Consider the following 19,746-nt stretch of genomic DNA (forward strand, 5'->3'; position numbering starts at 1 on the left):
TCAACCATCAATAAAAACATCGGCCAGTGATTTATGGCAGAGCAAAAGGGACAGACCCTCAAGTTCCGCCCACACTGACTGACCATAGTCTTGTTTAAGCGTAATTTCCGTACGCGTTAACAGCGTTACCGCCTGACGCAGCTGTGCCGGGTTCAGCCGGTTTAGCGCATCACCCATCATGCCTCGGCGATTTTGCCACACCCGGTGTTTATCAAACAACGTGCGCAAGGGGGTATTCGCCGACTGCCGTTTTAGGTTGACCAGCAACAGCAATTCACGCTGTATCGTACGCAGCAAAATAACCGGCTCACTGCCTTCCAGACGTAGCTGTTGCAGAATGTGCAGCGCGCGTTTGCTTTTGCCCATCAGCAGCGCATCCACCCAGTGGAACGGGGTAAAGTGCGCCGCATCGTTAACGGCTTTTTCTACGCGAGGCAGCGTTAGTTTGCCATCAGGCCAAAGCAATGCTAACCGTTCCAGCGCTTGCGCCAGTGCTAACAGGTTACCTTCATAGCAATAGCACAACAGCTGATTGGCTGCGTCATCCAGTTGCAGGTTATTGAGTTTAGCCCTCGCGGCGACCCAACGCGGGAGCTGTGCTTGCTCCGGCGTCTGGCAGCTGACCTGCACCGCATTATTGGCAAGTCCGGTATACCATGCGGCGTTTTCCTGCGCTTTAGTCAGCTTGTTGCCACGAACAATCAGCAGCAGGTCGTTATGTAGCAGTGTGACGAGTGAAGCGAGCTGTTCGTTAATGGCGGCATTGGGGCCATTTTCAGGCAGTTGCAGGAGCAGGGTTTGACGGTTGGCAAACAGGCTCATCGCCTGGCAGAGTGAAAAAATCTCTCCCCAGTCGGTGCTGTTGTCCAGGGTGAAGGCGTGGTGTTCTTCGAACCCTTGTGTGGCAGCAGCCTGACGGATGGCATCCTGGCTTTCCTGCAATAAGAGGGGATCGTTACCTAAGAGCAAATACGCCGCGCGCAGCCCTTCATTGAGCTGTGCGCGGAGTTGTTCAGGGTACAACTTGAGCATCAGTTACCCAGCGTGGTGGAGACACGCGCCGGAGATGACGCAGGCTCTGCGGCTTTTGTCGCAGCTGGCTTAGCATCATCATCAGCATTGGATGACAGAGTATCAGCCAGATGTACGCTTGGCAGCTTACGAATTAACTGTTCAGCCGCTTTGTCATACATCTCTTTGATGATCATGTCCTGCTCGTTATCCTTCGCCAGTGCAGCCTGTGGGTTGTCAAAGAACGAACGATAAACTTTGGCGCTGATTGGGTATATATCATGACCTGGAATCAGCACAGTAGCGCTAACGGACATCACCATCTGGTATTCAGCCGTTTGACCGTTCTGGAATACCGACGCCGTATCCTGCGAAATGCTGACCGCGCCAAGACGTAAGGATGTTACGTCTTTACGCATTGTACCGTCTTCAAGCAGCGTCACACCGTTCAGACGCAGCTGGTTACGTACCGCACGGCTTAACGGGCCGTTCGGATCGCCAGAGTTCAGGATCATGGTTTTCATTGAGGGTGGAACCTGCGTAGTACTACGCAGATGCCAGCCACACCCGGCGGTGACAAGCACCGCCAGAGATAACAACAATGTTGTCAGAAGTCGCACGCTTCCTCCCGCGCTTAGCCAACGACCAGATTGAGGAGTTTACCCGGTACATAAATCACTTTACGTACGGTAACGCCATCAAGATATTTTGCCACCAGATGCTCCTGGCCAGCACGTTCACGAACCTGTTCTTCTGTCGCATTTACCGGAACGGTAATTTTGCCACGGACTTTACCGTTCACCTGAACAACAACCAACGTCGAGTCTTCAACCATTGCGGCTTCGTCAGCTACCGGCCACGGTGCGTTGTCGATATCGCCTTCACCTTTCAGCGCCTGCCACATCGTGAAGCAAACGTGTGGGGTGAACGGGTTCAGCATGCGAACGACGGCCAGTAACGCTTCCTGCATCAGGGCTCTGTCTTGTTCGTCTTCCTGCGGTGCTTTCGCCAGCTTGTTCATCAACTCCATAATCGCCGCAATTGCGGTGTTAAAGGTCTGACGACGACCGATATCATCGGTCACTTTCGCAATGGTTTTATGCACGTCGCGACGCAACGCTTTTTGGTCTTCGCTCAACACATCAACGTTCAGTTCAGCTACATCACCTTTGGAGGTATGTTCGTAAACCAGCTTCCAGACACGTTTCAGGAAGCGGTTCGCCCCTTCAACGCCGGATTCTTGCCATTCCAGCGTCATATCAGCCGGAGAAGCGAACATCATGAACAGACGTACGGTGTCGGCGCCGTAACGTTCAACCATAACCTGCGGGTCGATACCGTTATTTTTCGACTTGGACATTTTGCTCATGCCGGTATACACCAGTTCATGGCCTTCTGCGTCCTGAGCTTTGACGATACGACCTTTCTCGTCGCGCTCAACGATGGCATCAACCGGAGAAACCCAGTTACGCTCACCGTTTGCACCAACGTAATAGAACGCATCGGCCAGCACCATACCCTGGCACAGCAGCTGTTTAGCCGGTTCGTCAGAGTTGACCATACCCGCATCGCGCATCAGCTTGTGGAAGAAGCGGAAGTAGAGCAGGTGCATGATGGCGTGTTCAATACCACCAATGTAGATATCAACCGGCAGCCAGTAGTTGGCAGCTTCTGGATCCAGCATCCCTTCGTTGTACTGCGGGCAGGTGTAGCGCGCGTAGTACCAGGAGGATTCCATAAAAGTATCGAAAGTGTCGGTTTCACGCAGTGCAGGCATGCCGTTAACGGTGGTTTTTGCCCACTCCGGATCGGCTTTGATTGGGCTGGTAATACCATCCATAACCACGTCTTCCGGCAGAATAACCGGCAACTGGTCTTCTGGCGTCGGCAGTACGGTACCGTCTTCCAATGTCACCATCGGAATCGGCGCGCCCCAGTAACGCTGACGGGAAACACCCCAGTCACGCAGACGGTAGTTCACTTTACGCTCACCCACGCCAAGAGCCACCAGCTTGTCAGCAATGGCATTGAAGGCTGCTTCGAAGTCGAGGCCGTCAAACTCACCGGAGTTAAACAGCACCCCTTTTTCGGTCAGAGCTTGTTCGGACAGATCCGGCTCTGCGCCTTCAGCGGTCAGAATTACAGGCTTGATGGTCAGGCCATATTTAGTCGCAAACTCGTAATCGCGCTGATCGTGCCCCGGAACGGCCATGACTGCGCCCGTACCGTATTCCATCAGGACGAAGTTTGCTGCCCAAACCGGGATCTCTTCGCCAGTCAGCGGGTGAACGGCTTTAAAGCCCGTGTCGACGCCTTTCTTCTCCATGGTTGCCATTTCGGCTTCAGCAACCTTGGTGTTGCGGCATTCGTCAATGAAGGCGGCCAGTTCCGGGTTATTTGCAGCGGCTTTCTGCGCCAGCGGGTGACCTGCGGCAACAGCCAGATAGGTTGCACCCATAAAGGTGTCCGGACGGGTGGTGTAAACGGTCAGCGTGTTGTCGTAATCGTTCACATCGAAGGTGATTTCTACGCCTTCAGAACGGCCAATCCAGTTGCGCTGCATCGTTTTCACGGTGTCAGGCCAGTGATCCAGGTTATCCAGGTCACGCAGCAGTTCGTCAGCGTAAGCGGTGATTTTGATGAACCACTGCGGGATCTCTTTACGCTCGACTTTGGTATCACAACGCCAGCAGCATCCGTCGATAACCTGTTCGTTCGCCAGTACGGTCTGGTCATTCGGGCACCAGTTGACCGCAGACGTTTTCTTGTACACCAGGCCTTTTTTGTACAGCTCGGTGAAGAATTTCTGTTCCCAACGGTAATATTCCGGGGTGCAGGTCGCCAGCTCACGGCTCCAGTCGTAACCGAAACCCAGCATTTTGAGCTGGTTTTTCATGTATGCGATGTTGTCGTACGTCCACGGTGCCGGCGCGGTGTTGTTTTTAACCGCAGCACCTTCTGCTGGCAGACCGAACGCATCCCAGCCAATTGGCTGCAGTACGTTTTTGCCCAGCATGCGCTGGTAGCGGGCGATCACGTCACCGATGGTGTAGTTACGTACGTGGCCCATGTGTAGTCGACCAGAAGGATAGGGAAGCATAGACAGGCAGTAATACTTCTCTTTGCTCTCGTCTTCGGTAACTTCAAATGTGCGCTTCTCATCCCAGTGAAGCTGTACTTTGGATTCTATCTCTTCCGGGCGGTATTGCTCTTGCATGGCAGCCAGTGGTCCTGTTTTCAATACAGCTACAAACGTAGCTCTAGATGTGGTGTTTCAGATCCGCATAGCATAGCCCAAACGCCCGCGCCAAAACAGCCTTTCGCGCATTCAGCGTTGAATTCCCGCAAGGATAATTCTTGCACGAATTTACACACTCTGTGGACAGTCTTGCAAAGCGTAGCGTAAATAACGTCTATTATTATAGACAGTTAACGACCCAGGAGGCGAAGCGATGAACAAGGTTGCTCAATATTACCGTGAACTGGTAGCTTCACTGAGCGAACGTCTGCGTAATGGCGAACGCGATATCGATGCGTTGGTGGAGCAGGCGCGTCAACGAGTTATGCAGACCGGGGAGTTAACGCGAACCGAGGTGGAAGAGCTCACTCGGGCCGTCAGACGTGACCTGGAAGAGTTTGCTCTGAGCTATGAAGAAAGTCTCGATGAGGAGACAGACAGCGTCTTTATGCGGGTTATCAAGGAGAGTATCTGGCAGGAACTGGCCGATATTACCGATAAAACGCAGCTCGAATGGCGCGAAGTGTTCCAGGACCTCAGTCATCACGGTGTTTATCACAGCGGCGAGGTGGTCGGATTAGGTAATCTGGTCTGCGAGAAGTGCCACTTCCATTTAGCGGTTTACACCCCGGATGTGCTGCCGCTGTGTCCGAAATGCGGACACGATCAGTTTCAGCGCCGACCGTTTGAACCGTAATTGCTTATTGCCGGATGGCGACGCAAAGCGTCTTATCCGGCCTGCAAATTGCACGATTTTGTAGGCCGGATAAGCGTTAGCGGCATCCGGCGTGTATTAGGCGTAAAACTTCAGCCGTTCTGCCAGCAAATCGACAAACCCCTGGCGATCAACATCCACCATCACGGTGGCGTTTGGCTTATTGCCGCTCAGGAAGTAGTAGTCCACCACGGTCATTCCCTGGGTATATTTCCCCTGAGTTTCCACGCCAACCCAGCGTTCGACGGTGGTAAACAGTTCAGGTTTCAGCAGCCAGGCAATGGTGCATGGGTCATGCAGCGGTGCACCGATGAATCCCCATTTTTCATCTTTGTGATATTCAAAGAAGAAATCGAGTAGTTCAGCAACGATCGTTGAAACAGGATTGCCAATAGCGCGGAACCGTTCGGTATCTTCACGATGTATTTGCGCTTTGTGCGTCACGTCCAGACCAGCCATCACCACCGGAATACCCGACTGGAATACGATCTCCGCTGCTTCGGGATCCACAAAGATGTTGAACTCGGCGGCGGGTGTCCAGTTTCCGAGGCCCATTGCACCACCCATAATCACGATACGGTCGATTTTGGCGTGCAGCTCAGGATGGCTATTCAGTAGCAATGCCACGTTAGTTTGCGGGCCGGTGGAGACAATCGTCATCTGTTCCGGGCTTTCACGCAGGGTTTTCGCCATCAGTTCCACAGCGGTACAGTCTTGTGGAGCAAAAGTGGGTTCCGGCAGCGCCGGACCATCCAGCCCACTCTCGCCATGGACGTTATCGGCGATAATCAGATCGCGCATCAGTGGTTTCACAGCGCCACCGGCGACGGGAATATCTGTACGCTTGAGCAACGTTAGCATGCGCAATACGTTACGCAGCGTTTTGTCGGGAGTCTGATTCCCGGCTGACGAGGTTATCGCTTTCACATCCAGTTCAGGTGAGGCGAGGGCGAGTACAATTGCGATAGCGTCGTCATGACCTGGATCGCAATCAAACAGGATCGGAAGTGCCATTGTTGCTCCTTGTAAGTGGGACTTTGTGACAAGGTTAACGCTGGGCTGTATGTGTTTCGAGAGGCGAAGGGATAAAGCGTGAGGTGGCGCGCACATGGAGATGCGCGCCAGCAAGATTAGTGCAGGATTTTCGCGAGGAAGTCTTTGGCGCGGTCCGATTTCGGATTAGCGAAGAACTCTTCTTTCGGTGAGTCTTCAACAATTTTCCCTTCATCCATGAAGATCACCCGGTTCGCCACTTTACGCGCAAAGCCCATTTCATGGGTCACCACCATCATGGTCATCCCTTCATTGGCCAGTTCAACCATAACGTCCAGTACTTCGTTGATCATTTCAGGATCAAGCGCCGATGTCGGTTCGTCAAACAGCATGGCAATAGGATCCATACATAGTGCCCGGGCGATAGCGACACGCTGTTGCTGGCCCCCGGAGAGTTGGGCCGGGAACTTCTCGGCATGTGCCGACAGGCCAACGCGTTCCAGTAACTTTTGCGCTTTGTCGCGGGCCGGCTTTTTATCGCGCTTAAGCACTTTTACCTGCGCCAGAGTCAGGTTCTCAATGATCGACAGATGTGGGAACAGTTCAAAGTGCTGGAACACCATACCAACACGAGAGCGCAGTTTGGCCAGATCGGTTTTTTTATCATTCACCACGGTACCATCAACGGTGATGACGCCCTGTTGTACCGGCTCCAACCCGTTCACCGTTTTGATAAGCGTTGATTTACCTGAACCTGACGGGCCGCAGACCACCACCACTTCACCTTTTTTCACTTCCGTGGAGCAGTCGGTCAGCACCTGAAAGTGACCATACCATTTAGAAACATTTTTCAGGGTAATCATTAAACTGTCCTTTTCTTCAAATAGCTGACCAACAACGATGCGCTCAGACTGAATACAAAATAAACGGCGCCAGCAAACAGGATCATTTCAACCTGTGTGCCGTCACGCTCGCCAATGGTGGAGGCGGTACGGAAGAAGTCTGCCAGACTCAATACATAGACCAGCGAGGTATCCTGGAACAGTACGATGCCCTGGGTCAGTAGCAGTGGTACCATCGCGCGGAATGCCTGTGGCAGAATGATCAGCTTCATCGACTGCCAGTGTGTCATCCCCAGCGCCAGCGCGGCGCTGGATTGCCCACGAGAAATACTCTGGATACCGGCACGGATAATCTCGGAATAGTACGCAGCTTCAAACATCGAAAACGCGACCATCGCTGAGATCAGGCGAATATCGGTTTTAGGCGACAGACCCAGTACGTTTTGCAAAAAGCCGGGCACAATCAGGTAGAACCACAGCAGCACCATGACCAGCGGAATAGAACGAAATACGTTGACGTAGCCTTTCGCAAACCAGGCAATCGGCGCGAAGCTGGACAGACGCATTACTGCAAGGATGGTTCCCCAGACAATACCAATGACGACCGCCGTAACGGTGATTTTCAGGGTGATGATCAGCCCGTCCAGCAGATACGGCAGGGAAGGGACGATAGAACTCCAGTCAAATTCGTACATTATTTGCCTCCCAAATTGCCAGGCAGGCGGATTTTGCGTTCGACGAGATTCATCACCAGCATGATGACGGCGTTAATCAGGACGTAGGCCAGCGTGATGGCGGTAAACGACTCCCATGCGTGGGCGGAGTAATCCAATAGTTTTCCCGCCTGCGCCGCCATATCGACCAGGCCGATGGTAGAGGCGATCGCGGAGTTCTTCACCAGGTTCATCATCTCTGAGGTCATTGGCGGAACAATCACGCGGTATGCGTTTGGCAGCAGCACATAGCGGTAGGCCTGCGGCAAAGTCAGCCCCATCGCCAGCGCGGCGTTTTTCTGCCCGCGAGGCAGGGACTGAATCGCTGCGCGAACCTGCTCACAGACGCGCGCGGCGGTAAACAGCCCCAGACAAAGCATGGATGAGAGGAAGAACTGAATGTTGGGATCCAGTTCCGACTTGAACCACATGCCAATGTTTTCCGGCAGCAGTTCAGGAATGACCAGATACCAGGTAAAGAACTGAACGATGAGCGGAACGTTACGAAACAGCTCAACGTATAGCGTGCCGATCCCGGAAAGGAAACGATTTGGGACGGTACGTAAGATGCCGAATAAAGAGCCTATGAGGAAAGCGATAATCCAGGCGGTGATAGATAACGCGACCGTGACCTGGAAACCACTCCAGAGCCAGCCGAGATAGGTGGTGTTGCCGAACGGGGCCTGTTGTAAAAAAATACCCCAGTTCCAGTCTATAGACATAAATCTACTCCAGAAAAAAAAGGGTAGCAGCGCTACCCTCGAAGATTGTTATTCGGCGTTTTGCGGTTTTCAGGCCTGATGGGGAACGACCATCAGGCTTATAGTCTGTCCGTGCCGAGTAGCAATCGAGAGGGAGGGGAAGCCTCCCATTTATTTTAGTTAGTTAAGCGCTTTATCATTCGGTTCTTTGAACAGGGCTTTCATCTCATCTGACAGTTCGAAATTCATGTTCAGGTTCTTCGGTGGAATTGGATTTTTAAACCACTTATCAAACCATTTCTCAGCTTCGCCTGAGGTCTGCGCCTTGGCGATAGTGTCATCCATCAGCTTTTTGAACTCAGGGTCATCTTTGCGCAGCATGCAGCCGTAAGCTTCCTGAGACTGTGGCTTGCCAACGATCTCCCAGTTGTCTGGTTTCTTCGCTTTCGCGCGTTCGCCAGCCAGCAGGGCGTCATCCATCATAAAGGCAACGGCGCGACCGCTTTCCAGAGTACGGAAAGAGTCACCGTGGTCTTTCGCGCTGATAATGCGCATGTCCATTTTTTGTTCTTCGTTCAGCTTGTGCAGCAGCACTTCTGAGGTGGTACCTGAAGTCACGACCACGGCTTTGCCTTTCAGGTCAGCGAAATCTTTGACGTCGCCGCCTTTTTTCGCCAGCAGACGGGTACCGACAACGAAAATGGTGTCAGAGAAGGCTGCTTGTTTCTGACGCTCGACGTTGTTGGTGGTGGATCCACATTCAAAGTCGAAGGTGCCGTTTTGCAGCAGCGGGATACGGTTTTGTGAAGTAATCGGGATCAGTTTTACCTGCAGATCGGGCTTGTTCAGCTTTTTCTTCACCGCTTCAACGATCGCGTTGGAGTAATCCTGTGAATAACCGACCACTTTTTGCTGATTATCGTAGTAAGAAAACGGTACCGATGATTCACGGTGACCGACAACGATCACGCCATTTTTGGCGATCTTATCCAGCGTGCTGCCTGCCGCGGGTGCTGCGTCTTCTGCGTGCGCCAGACCGGCGGACATTCCCATGACCAGCATGGCAGTGGCGAGCTTACGTAATTGCATATCCAACTCCTTTATCGTCTGCGCCAGGGACGCATTGATACCCATTGTGATGTTGTTATTGTTTGCTACTAAAACGTGCAGTCTTGTATGTGTTTGTTAACATTTAGTTTGGATGAATGTAAAGAATTTGCTGTGTTATTGTTTATTTTTGCGAAGTGCGCCGCACCATTTGGGGGCAAAAATATCTTGTTGCACTTTTCAGGTGCTACCGGCGCTCAACTTTGGTGCGACCAGGTTGCACATTCAGCCAAAACAGCGTTTGCCTTGTAGAACAAAGCAATAGACGTGCCAGAATGGTCTTTTGGAGGGGAGTTGGCCTGATAAGCGTAGCGCCATCAGGCAAGATGCTGCACAACTGCCGGATGGCGGCGTACCGCCTTATCCGGCATGAAGTTGATGGGGCACTGTTTTATTTGCGACGTTGGCGCAGGCTCATTACCACCGCACCAAAGCCAAACAGTGCGGTCAGCAGCCAGAGCGGCCAGTTACCGGTACGGGCATAAGGGGTCAGGCCAGTGGTTGGCGTCACGCTGGTGGTCAGAACCTGACGGGTAAACTGCGGGATCATCGCCTGAATCTCACCCTGGGGACCAATCACCGCCGTAATACCATTGTTGGTGCTACGCAACAGGGGGCGCGCCAGCTCAAGGGAACGCATCCGCGCCATCTGGAAGTGCTGCCACGGTCCAATGGACTTACCAAACCAGGCATCGTTGGAGATAGTCAGCAGGTAGTCCGTATCCGGACGGAAGTTATCCCGAACCTGTTCGCCAAGAATGATTTCGTAGCAAATGGCAGCCGTCAGCTTAAAGCCGTGCGCATGCAGCTGCGGCTGCACATAAGGCCCACGGCTGAACGATGACATTGGCAGGTCAAAGAACGGCGCCAGCGGGCGCAGGATTGATTCCAGCGGGACAAACTCGCCAAACGGTACCAGATGGTTTTTGTTGTAGCGGTTGCTGGAGTCGTAGCTGTATGGACTATCTTTACCCAGTGTGATGATGGTGTTGTAGGTGTCGTAACGATTCTGCTTGTTCAGACGCGCGTCCACGATACCGGTAATCAGTGTGCTGTTTTTCGATTTCAGCAGGTCATCCATCATGCTCAGAAAACGCTGCTGGTTAATTTCCAGATCCGGAATAGCGGATTCTGGCCAGATGATTAGCTGTGATTTGCCCATCTCGGGTTGGGTGGCGTCGAGATAAATCTTCAGGGTGTTGAGTAACTGACCTTCATCCCATTTAAGCGACTGCGGAATGTCGCCCTGCACCATCGAGACCTGGGTGGTTTTTTCCGGCTCAAGCGTGTACCACTGGATATAGCGCAGTGGAAAAGGCAGAGCAAAGAGCACGAATGCGAAAACCAGCGGCTTCCAGTTACGTGTCACCAGCGCCAGCGCCAACAGGCCGCTAACCATCATCAGCAGGAAGTTAATCGCCTCAACGCCCATTACCGGCGCCAGCCCCTTTAACGGACCGTCGATCTGGCTATAACCGAACTGCAGCCACGGGAAGCCGGTCAGTACCCAACCGCGCAGGAATTCCGTGATTTGCCAGACTACCGGCGCGGCAATTGCCACCCGCAGCCAGGTGGTTTTCGGCCACAAGCGCGCCAACACGCCGGCAAACAGACCGGTGTAGAGGGAAAGGTATGCGGCAAGCAGAACCACGAGGAAAATGTTAACCGGGCCGGGCATACCGCCAAACTGCGCGATACTGACGTAAACCCAGTTGATGCCTGAGCCAAATAGTCCCAGTCCCCAGAAATAGCCGATAGCGGCAGACTGGAGCGGACGGCGGTTGAAGGTGAGAGCCTGCAGGCCCATCAGCGAAACAATCGCAGCGGGCCAGATGTCATACGGTGAGAAAGCCAGTGTCCCGCAGGCACCGAATAATAACGCCAGCAGCAGGCGAATGCGCTGGCGTTCAATTAATGGGGCAAATGCCATGTAGTCTTAGATCCAGTTTCGGGTTTATTCGTCCAGTTTTGGCTGGGGTGAGTCGTCCGGAATTCTGACATGAACCTGAATAATACGGCGGCTGTCGGCCATTGCCACTTTAAACTGGTAACCATCAATGTCGATAGTTTCCCCACGCGCGGGCAGATGACCAAAGGCCTGCATGACCAGCCCGCCAATGGTATCGACTTCTTCGTCGCTAAAGTGGGTCCCGAAAGCTTCGTTGAAGTCTTCAATCGACGCCAGCGCGCGAATAGTCCAGGTGTGGCGACTGAGCTGACGGAAATCAATATCGTCTTCTTCGTCGTACTCATCTTCAATTTCACCGACAATCAGTTCAAGGATGTCCTCAATGGTCACCAGACCTGAGACACCGCCAAACTCGTCGATGACGATAGCCATATGATAACGCTGGGAGCGGAACTCTTTCAGCATGCGGTCAACCCGCTTGCTTTCAGGTACGACAACCGCCTGGCGTAACACTTTCTCCATGCTGAAGGCTTCGGCATCGCTGCGCATAAACGGCAGCAAATCTTTGGCCATCAGAATCCCTTCAATGTGATCCTTGTCTTCGCTAATCACCGGGAAACGCGAGTGAGCAGACTCGATAATGACATCGAGACATTCATCCAGGGTCTGGTTGCGTTTCAGGGTAATCATCTGAGAGCGAGGGATCATGATGTCGCGCACGCGTTGGTCCGCAATATCCATTACCCCTTCGAGCATATCGCGCGTATCTTCATCGATAAGGTCGTTTTGCCCGGAATCACGGATCAGCTCCAACAGTTCGTCGCGGTTTTTCGGTTCACCGTGGAAAAGTTGGCTCAGTAACAGGGAAAAAAATCCCTTTTTGCTGTTTAAGGTGTCACTACTGTGTGAATTGTCGTCGCTCATGGCGTCGTATGGGTTCTCATGTTAGTTAATACAAAGCGCGTCATGCGTATACTCAGCTGTTGACGGCATGTTTTGCCTGATGCGCAACGCTTATCAGGCCTACGAAAGGCATGAATGTAGGCCGGATAAGGCGCAAGCGGCGCCATCCGGCAAGCTACTATTCTGCAATCTTCTCGGCAATGTACGGATCCTCATAGCCCAGAGCAAGCATAATCTCTGTTTCGAGGGATTCCATTTCTTCCGCTTCATCGTCTTCAATATGGTCGTAGCCGAGTAAATGCAAGCTTCCGTGCACCACCATGTGCGCCCAGTGGGCCTCAAGCGGCTTACCTTGTTCCTGCGCTTCTTTCTCGACGACCTGACGGCAGATGATCAAATCACCCAGCAGCGGCATCTCAATGCCCGGCGGGGCTTCAAACGGGAAAGAGAGCACGTTGGTGGATTTATCTTTCCCGCGATAGGTCAGGTTGAGCTCATGGCTTTCCGCGTCATCGACCAGACGAATGGTTACTTCAGACTCTTCCTGAAACTGCGGGATCACCGCATCCAGCCACCCCTGAAACTGACTTTCTGTGGGTAAACCGGATTCGTCTTCACATGCCAGCTGTAAATCGAGAATAACCTGACTCATTTTTGTTCCTGCTCCTGAGCTTCGCGCTTGCGTTCTGCAGCCTGCTCGGCTTTACGTTTCTGTTCTGCTTCTTCCCAGGCTTCATACGCCGTGACGATACGAGCCACCACCGGATGGCGAACCACGTCTTCGCTATGGAAGAAATTAAAACTAATCTCGTCGACCTCAGCCAGCACTTCAATGGCATGACGCAGACCGGACTTGGTGCTACGCGGCAGGTCAATCTGGGTGATATCGCCGGTGATAACCGCTTTGGAGTTAAAGCCGATACGGGTCAGGAACATTTTCATCTGTTCGATGGTGGTGTTCTGGCTCTCATCAAGAATGATGAACGCATCGTTGAGTGTACGTCCGCGCATATAGGCCAGCGGTGCAACTTCAATGACGTTACGTTCAATCAGCTTTTCAACCTTCTCAAAACCGAGCATTTCGAACAGCGCGTCATACAGCGGTCGTAAATAGGGATCGACTTTCTGGCTGAGATCCCCCGGCAGGAATCCCAGTTTTTCGCCCGCTTCCACTGCCGGACGGGTCAGCAGAATACGACGGATCTCCTGACGCTCAAGCGCATCAACCGCAGCGGCAACAGCGAGATACGTTTTACCCGTACCCGCAGGGCCAACGCCGAAGGTGATGTCGTGATCGAGGATATTCGCAATGTACTGTGCCTGGTTCGGCGTACGCGGCTTAATTACCCCGCGCTTGGTTTTGATGTTCACCGCTTTGCCAAATTCAGGCACGCTGTCTGCGCTTTGCTCAAGCACACGCGCTTCTTTGATCGCCAGATGAATTTGTTCAGGCTCGATGTCCTGCGTCTGACCGCGCATTGGGGCGGTATCGACGTACAGACTACGTAAAATATCTGCCGCAGCGGTGACGCAAATTGGGCGGCCGGTCAGTTTAAAGTGGTTATCACGGCGGTTAATTTCGATGCCGAGGCGACGTTCCAGCTGTTTGATGTTGTCATCAAATGGGCCGCAAAGGCTCAACAGGCGGGCGTTGTCTGCGGGTTCAAGGGTGATTTCGCGAGTGTCTATGTTCAAACTGTTCCTCTTATGCATGTCTCGCCGGACGCTGAACATTTACCGGCATCTAAGGAAATTATTCACGCCATGGGGGAAAGGCGCAAGCATTGCAATAAATATGGGGATGCCAGGGCTGATTACAAGGCCCGCCGGGACAGCGAGCCCAGAAGTGTAGGCACGATAAGTGTAGCGGTATCGGGCCTTTTTTACGTCTTTCAGCAGGATTAAGGCTGATAAATACCAACACCCAGATCGTTTTCTTTGCGGGTACGCGCAATGACCGATTCAGGGGATTCTGCGATGCGCAGGCCCATTTCGTCTTCGGTACGCACCACTTTTCCGCGCAGGGAGTTCGTCCAGACATCGGTAATTTCAACATCCACAAACTTACCGACCATATCCGGGGTACCTTCAAAGTTCACCACGCGGTTATTTTCGGTACGCCCTGACAGTTCCATAATGCTCTTACGCGATGTGCCTTCAACCAGGATGCGCTGGGTCGTACCAACCATACGACGGCTCCAGGCCATAGCTTGCTGGTTAATACGCTCCTGTAGAATGTACAGACGCTGTTTCTTCTCTTCTTCTGGTACGTCATCAACCATATCGGCGGCAGGGGTGCCAGGACGCGCAGAGAAGATAAAGCTGTAGCTCATGTCAAAATTGACGTCAGCGATCAGCTTCATGGTCTGCTCGAAATCCTGCGTGGTTTCACCTGGGAAGCCAACGATGAAGTCGGAGCTAATCTGGATATCTGGACGCGCAGCGCGCAGTTTGCGGATGATCGCTTTGTATTCCAGCGCCGTGTGGGTACGTCCCATCAGGTTCAGTACGCGGTCTGAGCCGCTCTGTACCGGCAGGTGCAGGAAGCTCACCAGCTCTGGCGTATCGCGATAAACTTCAACGATATCATCGGTGAATTCGATCGGATGGCTGGTGGTGAAGCGGATACGATCAATGCCGTCGATCGCTGCTACCAGACGCAGCAGATCGGCAAAGGATCCGATCGTGCCGTCGTAGTTTTCACCACGCCAGGCGTTCACGTTTTGCCCCAGCAGGTTCACTTCACGCACGCCTTGGGCTGCCAGCTGGGCGATTTCAAACAGAATATCATCCGCCGGACGGCTGACTTCCTCACCGCGGGTGTAGGGAACCACGCAGTAAGTACAATATTTATTACAACCTTCCATGATGGACACAAACGCGCTTGGACCTTCAGCACGCGGTTCCGGCAGGCGGTCGAACTTTTCGATCTCCGGGAAACTGATATCAACCACCGGGCTACGGGTCGTGCTTCCACGCACTTTGTTGATCATTTCCGGCAGGCGATGCAGCGTTTGCGGCCCAAAAATAATATCGACGTAATGCGCGCGCTGGCGAATATGATCGCCTTCCTGAGACGCAACACAGCCACCGACCCCAATGATGAGCTTGGGATTTTTCTCTTTTAACAGTTTCCAGCGGCCCAGTTGATGGAACACTTTTTCCTGAGCCTTCTCACGGATTGAGCAGGTATTCAGTAGCAGCACATCCGCTTCTTCCGCCACGTCAGTCAGTTGATACCCATGAGTGGCATCCAGCAGATCGGCCATCTTCGATGAATCGTATTCGTTCATCTGACAGCCCCAGGTTTTAATATGGAGTTTTTTGGTCATCGACTTGCTCTTGCGAAATTGTGGCTGAAATGCAGGGCGCATAGTGTACTGCTTTGGCGCGGTTGTGACCAGTATGACGGATGTCAGCCTCAAGGGGTAAAAAATCCTGTAAACTTACACAATACATGTAACTGGAAAATTGACCATGACAAATCAACCAACGGAAATTGCCATTGTCGGCGGGGGGATGGTCGGCGGCGCGCTGGCGCTGGGACTGGCGCAGCATGGATTTTCGGTAACGGTGATTGAACATGCCGCTCCTGCGCCGTTTGTTACTGGCGGACAGCCTGATGTCAGAATTTCGGCCATTAGCTCCGCCTCCGTGTCGTTGCTGAAAGGGCTGGGCGTCTGGGATACGGTTCAGGGAATGCGTAGCCATCCTTACCGTCGTCTGGAAACATGGGAATGGGAAAATGCCCATGTGATGTTTGATGCCGCCGAGCTTAAGCTGCCTTTGTTGGGCTATATGGTGGAGAACACGGTCCTGCAACAGGCGCTCTGGCAGGCGCTGGAAGTTCACCCTAAAGTTACGCTGCGCGTGCCGGCGTCGCTTCTCTCTTTGCATCAACATCACGATCGGCATGAACTTGAACTGGCAGACGGTGAAAAAATCAGCGCGAAGCTGGTCATCGGCGCGGATGGTGCCAATTCTCAGGTGCGGAAAATGGCCGGGATTGGCATTCATGCCTGGCAGTATGCGCAGTCCTGTATGTTGATTACCGTGCAATGCGAGCATTCGCCGGGGGACAGCACCTGGCAGCAATTTACCCCTGACGGTCCGCGCGCGTTTTTACCGTTGTTCGATAACTGGGCCTCGCTGGTGTGGTACGACTCACCAGCTCGCATCCGCCAATTGCAAGCGCTAAATATGCCGCAACTGCAGGCGGAGATCGCTAAACATTTCCCTTCACGACTCGGTAACGTTACGCCTGTGGCGGCGGGGGCATTCCCACTTACGCGTCGTCATGCGCTGCAGTATGTGCAACCGGGGCTGGCGCTGGTAGGTGATGCCGCGCATACCATTCACCCACTGGCGGGGCAGGGCGTTAATCTGGGTTTTCGTGATGTCGATGCGTTGATTGATGTGCTGGTGAATGCGCGTAGCTACGGTGAATCCTGGGCCAGTCAGCCGGTGCTCAAGCGTTATCAGAATCGCCGTATGACTGACAATTTCATCATGCAAAGCGGTATGGATCTGTTCTACGCCGGATTCAGCAATAACCTGCAGCCGCTGCGCATCATGCGTAATCTCGGGCTCATGGCCGCAGAGCGCGCTGGCGTACTGAAACGTCAGGCACTGAAGTATGCGTTAGGGTTGTAGCTCGAGTGGTGCCTGATGGCGCTACGCTTATCAGGCCTACAAGTCATGTAGGCTTGGTAAGTCTTGCCATCACCCGACGTTAGAAAAGCAAAAAGCTCGCCGAAGCGAGCTTTTTTAATATGGCTGGGGTACGAGGATTCGAACCTCGGAATGCTGGTATCAGAAACCAGAGCCTTACCGCTTGGCGATACCCCAACGGGTGCACCCACAAAGTGGACGACTTTTTGAAATTGGCTGGGGTACGAGGATTCGAACCTCGGAATGCTGGTATCAGAAACCAGAGCCTTACCGCTTGGCGATACCCCAACAATTTTTTGGATTTACCGAACGAGTCGATACGTCCTTAATATGGTGGCTACGACGGGATTCGAACCTGTGACCCCATCATTATGAGTGATGTGCTCTAACCAGCTGAGCTACGTAGCCAGATACTATCATATTCTTCGATGGCTGGGGTACCTGGATTCGAACCAGGGAATGCCGGTATCAAAAACCGGTGCCTTACCGCTTGGCGATACCCCAATGACCGTTGCGGTGAACCGCTATATCGAAGAAAAAATGGCTGGGGTACCTGGATTCGAACCAGGGAATGCCGGTATCAAAAACCGGTGCCTTACCGCTTGGCGATACCCCATCCGTGCAACGCTTACGGGTGAATGGTGCGGGAGGCGAGACTTGAACTCGCACACCTTGCGGCGCCAGAACCTAAATCTGGTGCGTCTACCAATTTCGCCACTCCCGCAAAAAAAGATGGTGGCTACGACGGGATTCGAACCTGTGACCCCATCATTATGAGTGATGTGCTCTAACCAGCTGAGCTACGTAGCCATCTTTTTTTTCGCGTAACCTTATCGGCGTTGCGGGGCGCATTATGCGTATTGAGCCTTGAAGCGTCAACCCCTTTTTCATTGAAAATAGCTGGAATGTGACTGTTTGGTTAGGTTGCGAACAGCATGACGCAATATTCGGCAATTATTAGTTATTAATTGTTTTTTTGCACAGAAAATAGACATAAAAAAAGAGCCCCGCAGGGCCCTTTTCTAAGGATTAACTTATTTATAAGCGGACTGGTGTACGCCAACCGCACGACCAGACGGATCGTTCATGGTTTTAAACGCTTCATCCCATTCGATCGCTTTAGCGGAAGAACAGGCTACAGACGGCCCGCCAGGTACGCATTCCGCAGCGCTCGCAACCGGGAACAACTCTTCGAAAATCTCACGGTACAAATACGCTTCTTTAGATGATGGCGTGTTGTATGGGAAACGGAAGCTGGCGGTTTCCAGTTGTTGGTCAGAAACTTGTTCAGCAGCGACTTCTTTCAGTGTATCAATCCAGCTGTAACCGACACCGTCAGAGAACTGCTCTTTCTGACGCCATGCGACGCTTGCTGGCAGGTAGGACTCAAAACATTCGCGCAGAACGTGTTTTTCCATTTTGCCGTTGCCGCACATTTTGTCCTGCGGGTTGATGCGCATCGCCACATCAAGGAATTTCTTATCCAGAAACGGCACGCGTGCCTCCACGCCCCAGGCTGACATCGCTTTGTTGGCACGGGCGCAGTCGAACATATGCAGTGCCTGCAGCTTGCGCACGGTTTCTTCGTGCAGTTCTTTTGCATCTGGTGCTTTGTGGAAATAGAGATAACCGCCAAATACTTCGTCCGAACCTTCGCCCGACAGCACCATTTTAATGCCCATCGCTTTAATTTTACGCGACATTAAGTACATTGGCGTCGAGGCGCGAATCGTCGTGACATCGTAAGTTTCGATGTGATAAATCACGTCGCGGATAGCATCCAGACCTTCCTGCACGGTGAAGTGGATCTCGTGGTGCACGGTACCCAAATGGTTTGCCACCTCTTGCGCAGCTTTCAGATCCGGAGCGCCTTCCAGGCCGACGGCGAAGGAGTGCAGCTGTGGCCACCAGGCTTCGCTACGTTCCTGATCTTCAACACGGCGAGCCGCGTATTTTTTAGTGATCGCGGAAATGACGGATGAATCCAGACCGCCGGACAGCAGTACTCCATAAGGAACATCTGACATCAGGTGGCTTTTCACCGCATCTTCCAGCGCCTGGCGCAGCTCGTTTTTATCGGTAACGTTGTCTTTGACTGCATCGTATTCAAACCAGTCGCGCTGGTAGTACTGACGAATTTCGCCGTCTTTACTCCATAAATAACTACCGGCCGGGAATTCTTTGATTGTGCGGCAGACAGGAACCAGCGCTTTCATTTCAGACGCAACATAGAAGTTACCGTGTTCGTCGTAACCCATATACAGCGGGATGATCCCAATATGATCGCGACCGATCAGATAAGCGTCCTGCTCGCTGTCATACAGGGCAAAAGCAAACATGCCTTGCAGATCATCCAGAAACTCTGGGCCTTTTTCCTGATACAGCGCGAGGATAACTTCGCAATCGGAACCGGTCTGGAACTGATAGCGATCGCCGTACTCAGCGCGCAGCGCCTGGTGGTTATAAATTTCACCGTTAACCGCCAGGATATGCGTTTTCTTCACGTTGTACAGCGGCTGAGCACCGGCGTTGACGTCGACGATGGACAGACGTTCGTGTGCCAGAATGGCGTTATCACTGGCATAAATACCCGACCAGTCCGGGCCGCGATGGCGCATCAGACGAGACAATTCCAGGGCTTTTTTACGCAGTTCAACTGCGTCAGTTTTAATATCGAATACGCCAAAAATAGAACACATAACCTTCTCCGTTAACCTGTTGCGTGATGCTTTTTATGTTTGCTTGATAAAGAAAATGCCGCAAAGCGGGAGAGGGCGCAAGCGAATTGCGGGTCAGAAAATAAAAAATGCAATGGTCATTGTGGATTGGTGAAAAAAGATTACAGAATAGACGTGTTTATTGATGAATCGACAGTTTTATGGCGGTTTTATTGAATGGAGGGGCTTCGTGGGGCGGATAAGACGATGACGCCGCCATCCGGCA

Annotated in this window: 16 protein-coding genes and 7 tRNA genes; 2 read left to right on the forward strand and 21 right to left on the reverse strand. The window is 52.7% G+C overall.

Annotated features, from left to right (window positions below):
* The 3 genes from holA to leuS are packed head-to-tail and all read right to left on the reverse strand — an operon-like array spanning position 1 to position 4,228.
* A complete protein-coding gene (gene holA, locus E6P06_RS10590) occupies positions 1-1,032 on the reverse strand; it encodes a DNA polymerase III subunit delta (RefSeq protein WP_003022740.1) in 1,032 nt (343 codons plus the stop codon).
* Positions 1,032-1,631 carry an LPS assembly lipoprotein LptE gene (lptE, locus tag E6P06_RS10595; protein WP_048233265.1) on the reverse strand — a complete coding sequence of 200 codons (600 nt, stop codon included), beginning with the start codon at positions 1,629-1,631 and terminating at the stop codon, positions 1,032-1,034. Before lptE ends, holA begins: the two co-directional genes overlap by 1 nt.
* Before the next feature lie 14 nt (positions 1,632-1,645).
* Complete coding sequence (gene leuS / locus E6P06_RS10600; protein WP_048998184.1) at positions 1,646-4,228, reverse strand: leucine--tRNA ligase; 2,583 nt, start codon at positions 4,226-4,228, stop codon at positions 1,646-1,648.
* Between the two features lie 235 nt (positions 4,229-4,463).
* On the opposite strand from leuS, the gene E6P06_RS10605 reads away from it, so the two are divergent.
* Entirely contained in the window at positions 4,464-4,946 is a 483-nt protein-coding gene (locus E6P06_RS10605) for a zinc ribbon-containing protein (protein WP_003022748.1), read from the forward strand.
* Positions 4,947-5,042: 96 nt separating this feature from the next.
* On the opposite strand, the gene rihA is transcribed toward E6P06_RS10605, so the two are convergent.
* From rihA to miaB, 10 genes are all read right to left on the reverse strand, one after another.
* A complete protein-coding gene (rihA, locus tag E6P06_RS10610; RefSeq protein ID WP_048233267.1) occupies positions 5,043-5,978 on the reverse strand; it encodes a pyrimidine-specific ribonucleoside hydrolase RihA in 936 nt (311 codons plus the stop codon).
* 116 nt (positions 5,979-6,094) lie between these two features.
* The gene (gene gltL, locus E6P06_RS10615) at positions 6,095-6,820 is read right to left on the reverse strand and encodes a glutamate/aspartate ABC transporter ATP-binding protein GltL (RefSeq protein WP_003022754.1); all 726 of its coding nucleotides are present in this window, start codon (positions 6,818-6,820) and stop codon (positions 6,095-6,097) included.
* Positions 6,820-7,494 (reverse strand): glutamate/aspartate ABC transporter permease GltK, encoded by a 675-nt coding sequence (gene gltK / locus E6P06_RS10620; RefSeq protein WP_003022757.1) that lies wholly within the window; start codon positions 7,492-7,494, stop codon positions 6,820-6,822. The genes gltL and gltK overlap by 1 nt, the downstream gene beginning before the upstream one ends.
* A complete protein-coding gene (gltJ, locus tag E6P06_RS10625; RefSeq protein ID WP_003022759.1) occupies positions 7,494-8,234 on the reverse strand; it encodes a glutamate/aspartate ABC transporter permease GltJ in 741 nt (246 codons plus the stop codon). Before gltJ ends, gltK begins: the two co-directional genes overlap by 1 nt.
* A gap of 159 nt (positions 8,235-8,393) precedes the next feature.
* A complete protein-coding gene (gene gltI, locus E6P06_RS10630; RefSeq protein ID WP_003022762.1) occupies positions 8,394-9,302 on the reverse strand; it encodes a glutamate/aspartate ABC transporter substrate-binding protein GltI in 909 nt (302 codons plus the stop codon).
* A gap of 409 nt (positions 9,303-9,711) precedes the next feature.
* Entirely contained in the window at positions 9,712-11,250 is a 1,539-nt protein-coding gene (lnt, locus tag E6P06_RS10635; RefSeq protein ID WP_048241389.1) for an apolipoprotein N-acyltransferase, read from the reverse strand.
* A 24-nt stretch (positions 11,251-11,274) separates the two neighbouring features.
* Complete coding sequence (corC, locus tag E6P06_RS10640) at positions 11,275-12,153, reverse strand: CNNM family magnesium/cobalt transport protein CorC (RefSeq protein ID WP_003847383.1); 879 nt, start codon at positions 12,151-12,153, stop codon at positions 11,275-11,277.
* A gap of 157 nt (positions 12,154-12,310) precedes the next feature.
* Positions 12,311-12,784 (reverse strand): rRNA maturation RNase YbeY, encoded by a 474-nt coding sequence (gene ybeY / locus E6P06_RS10645; RefSeq protein WP_003022773.1) that lies wholly within the window; start codon positions 12,782-12,784, stop codon positions 12,311-12,313.
* On the reverse strand, positions 12,781-13,827 hold the full coding sequence (locus tag E6P06_RS10650; protein WP_003022776.1) for a PhoH family protein: 1,047 nt from the start codon (positions 13,825-13,827) through the stop codon (positions 12,781-12,783). The genes ybeY and E6P06_RS10650 overlap by 4 nt, the downstream gene beginning before the upstream one ends.
* A gap of 206 nt (positions 13,828-14,033) precedes the next feature.
* Positions 14,034-15,464, reverse strand: a complete 1,431-nt coding sequence (gene miaB, locus E6P06_RS10660; protein ID WP_003022779.1) for a tRNA (N6-isopentenyl adenosine(37)-C2)-methylthiotransferase MiaB — start codon at positions 15,462-15,464, stop codon at positions 14,034-14,036.
* A 145-nt stretch (positions 15,465-15,609) separates the two neighbouring features.
* Between miaB and ubiF the strand changes: the two genes are divergently transcribed.
* On the forward strand, positions 15,610-16,785 hold the full coding sequence (gene ubiF / locus E6P06_RS10665; RefSeq protein ID WP_003835556.1) for a 3-demethoxyubiquinol 3-hydroxylase: 1,176 nt from the start codon (positions 15,610-15,612) through the stop codon (positions 16,783-16,785).
* A gap of 120 nt (positions 16,786-16,905) precedes the next feature.
* On the opposite strand, the gene E6P06_RS10670 is transcribed toward ubiF, so the two are convergent.
* From E6P06_RS10670 to asnB, 8 genes are all read right to left on the reverse strand, one after another.
* Positions 16,906-16,980: transfer RNA gene (locus E6P06_RS10670), tRNA-Gln, on the reverse strand.
* 36 nt (positions 16,981-17,016) lie between these two features.
* Positions 17,017-17,091: transfer RNA gene (locus E6P06_RS10675), tRNA-Gln, on the reverse strand.
* Between the two features lie 43 nt (positions 17,092-17,134).
* Positions 17,135-17,211 (reverse strand) — tRNA-Met (locus E6P06_RS10680).
* Between the two features lie 21 nt (positions 17,212-17,232).
* Positions 17,233-17,307: transfer RNA gene (locus tag E6P06_RS10685), tRNA-Gln, on the reverse strand.
* A gap of 37 nt (positions 17,308-17,344) precedes the next feature.
* Positions 17,345-17,419: transfer RNA gene (locus E6P06_RS10690), tRNA-Gln, on the reverse strand.
* A gap of 23 nt (positions 17,420-17,442) precedes the next feature.
* Positions 17,443-17,527: transfer RNA gene (locus tag E6P06_RS10695), tRNA-Leu, on the reverse strand.
* Between the two features lie 9 nt (positions 17,528-17,536).
* A tRNA-Met gene (locus tag E6P06_RS10700) sits at positions 17,537-17,613 on the reverse strand.
* Between the two features lie 224 nt (positions 17,614-17,837).
* A complete protein-coding gene (gene asnB / locus E6P06_RS10705; RefSeq protein ID WP_003835552.1) occupies positions 17,838-19,502 on the reverse strand; it encodes an asparagine synthase B in 1,665 nt (554 codons plus the stop codon).
* Positions 19,503-19,746: the final 244 nt, after the last annotated feature.

The organism is Citrobacter sp. CF971, from assembly GCF_006385635.1.
Classification (GTDB): Bacteria; Pseudomonadota; Gammaproteobacteria; order Enterobacterales; family Enterobacteriaceae; genus Citrobacter; species Citrobacter freundii.

Bases quoted from the DNA above. Each gene is read 5' to 3' on its own strand.
- gltI (WP_003022762.1), bottom strand. From the start codon at position 9,302: ATGCAATTACGTAAGCTCGCCACTGCCATGCTGGTCATGGGAATGTCC.
- ybeY (WP_003022773.1), bottom strand. From the start codon at position 12,784: ATGAGTCAGGTTATTCTCGATTTACAGCTGGCATGTGAAGACGAATCC.
- leuS (WP_048998184.1), bottom strand. From the start codon at position 4,228: ATGCAAGAGCAATACCGCCCGGAAGAGATAGAATCCAAAGTACAGCTT.
- gltL (WP_003022754.1), bottom strand. From the start codon at position 6,820: ATGATTACCCTGAAAAATGTTTCTAAATGGTATGGTCACTTTCAGGTG.
- gltK (WP_003022757.1), bottom strand. From the start codon at position 7,494: ATGTACGAATTTGACTGGAGTTCTATCGTCCCTTCCCTGCCGTATCTG.
- rihA (WP_048233267.1), bottom strand. From the start codon at position 5,978: ATGGCACTTCCGATCCTGTTTGATTGCGATCCAGGTCATGACGACGCT.
- gltJ (WP_003022759.1), bottom strand. From the start codon at position 8,234: ATGTCTATAGACTGGAACTGGGGTATTTTTTTACAACAGGCCCCGTTC.
- asnB (WP_003835552.1), bottom strand. From the start codon at position 19,502: ATGTGTTCTATTTTTGGCGTATTCGATATTAAAACTGACGCAGTTGAA.
- lnt (WP_048241389.1), bottom strand. From the start codon at position 11,250: ATGGCATTTGCCCCATTAATTGAACGCCAGCGCATTCGCCTGCTGCTG.
- holA (WP_003022740.1), bottom strand. From the start codon at position 1,032: ATGCTCAAGTTGTACCCTGAACAACTCCGCGCACAGCTCAATGAAGGG.
- E6P06_RS10605 (WP_003022748.1), top strand. From the start codon at position 4,464: ATGAACAAGGTTGCTCAATATTACCGTGAACTGGTAGCTTCACTGAGC.
- ubiF (WP_003835556.1), top strand. From the start codon at position 15,610: ATGACAAATCAACCAACGGAAATTGCCATTGTCGGCGGGGGGATGGTC.
- miaB (WP_003022779.1), bottom strand. From the start codon at position 15,464: ATGACCAAAAAACTCCATATTAAAACCTGGGGCTGTCAGATGAACGAA.
- corC (WP_003847383.1), bottom strand. From the start codon at position 12,153: ATGAGCGACGACAATTCACACAGTAGTGACACCTTAAACAGCAAAAAG.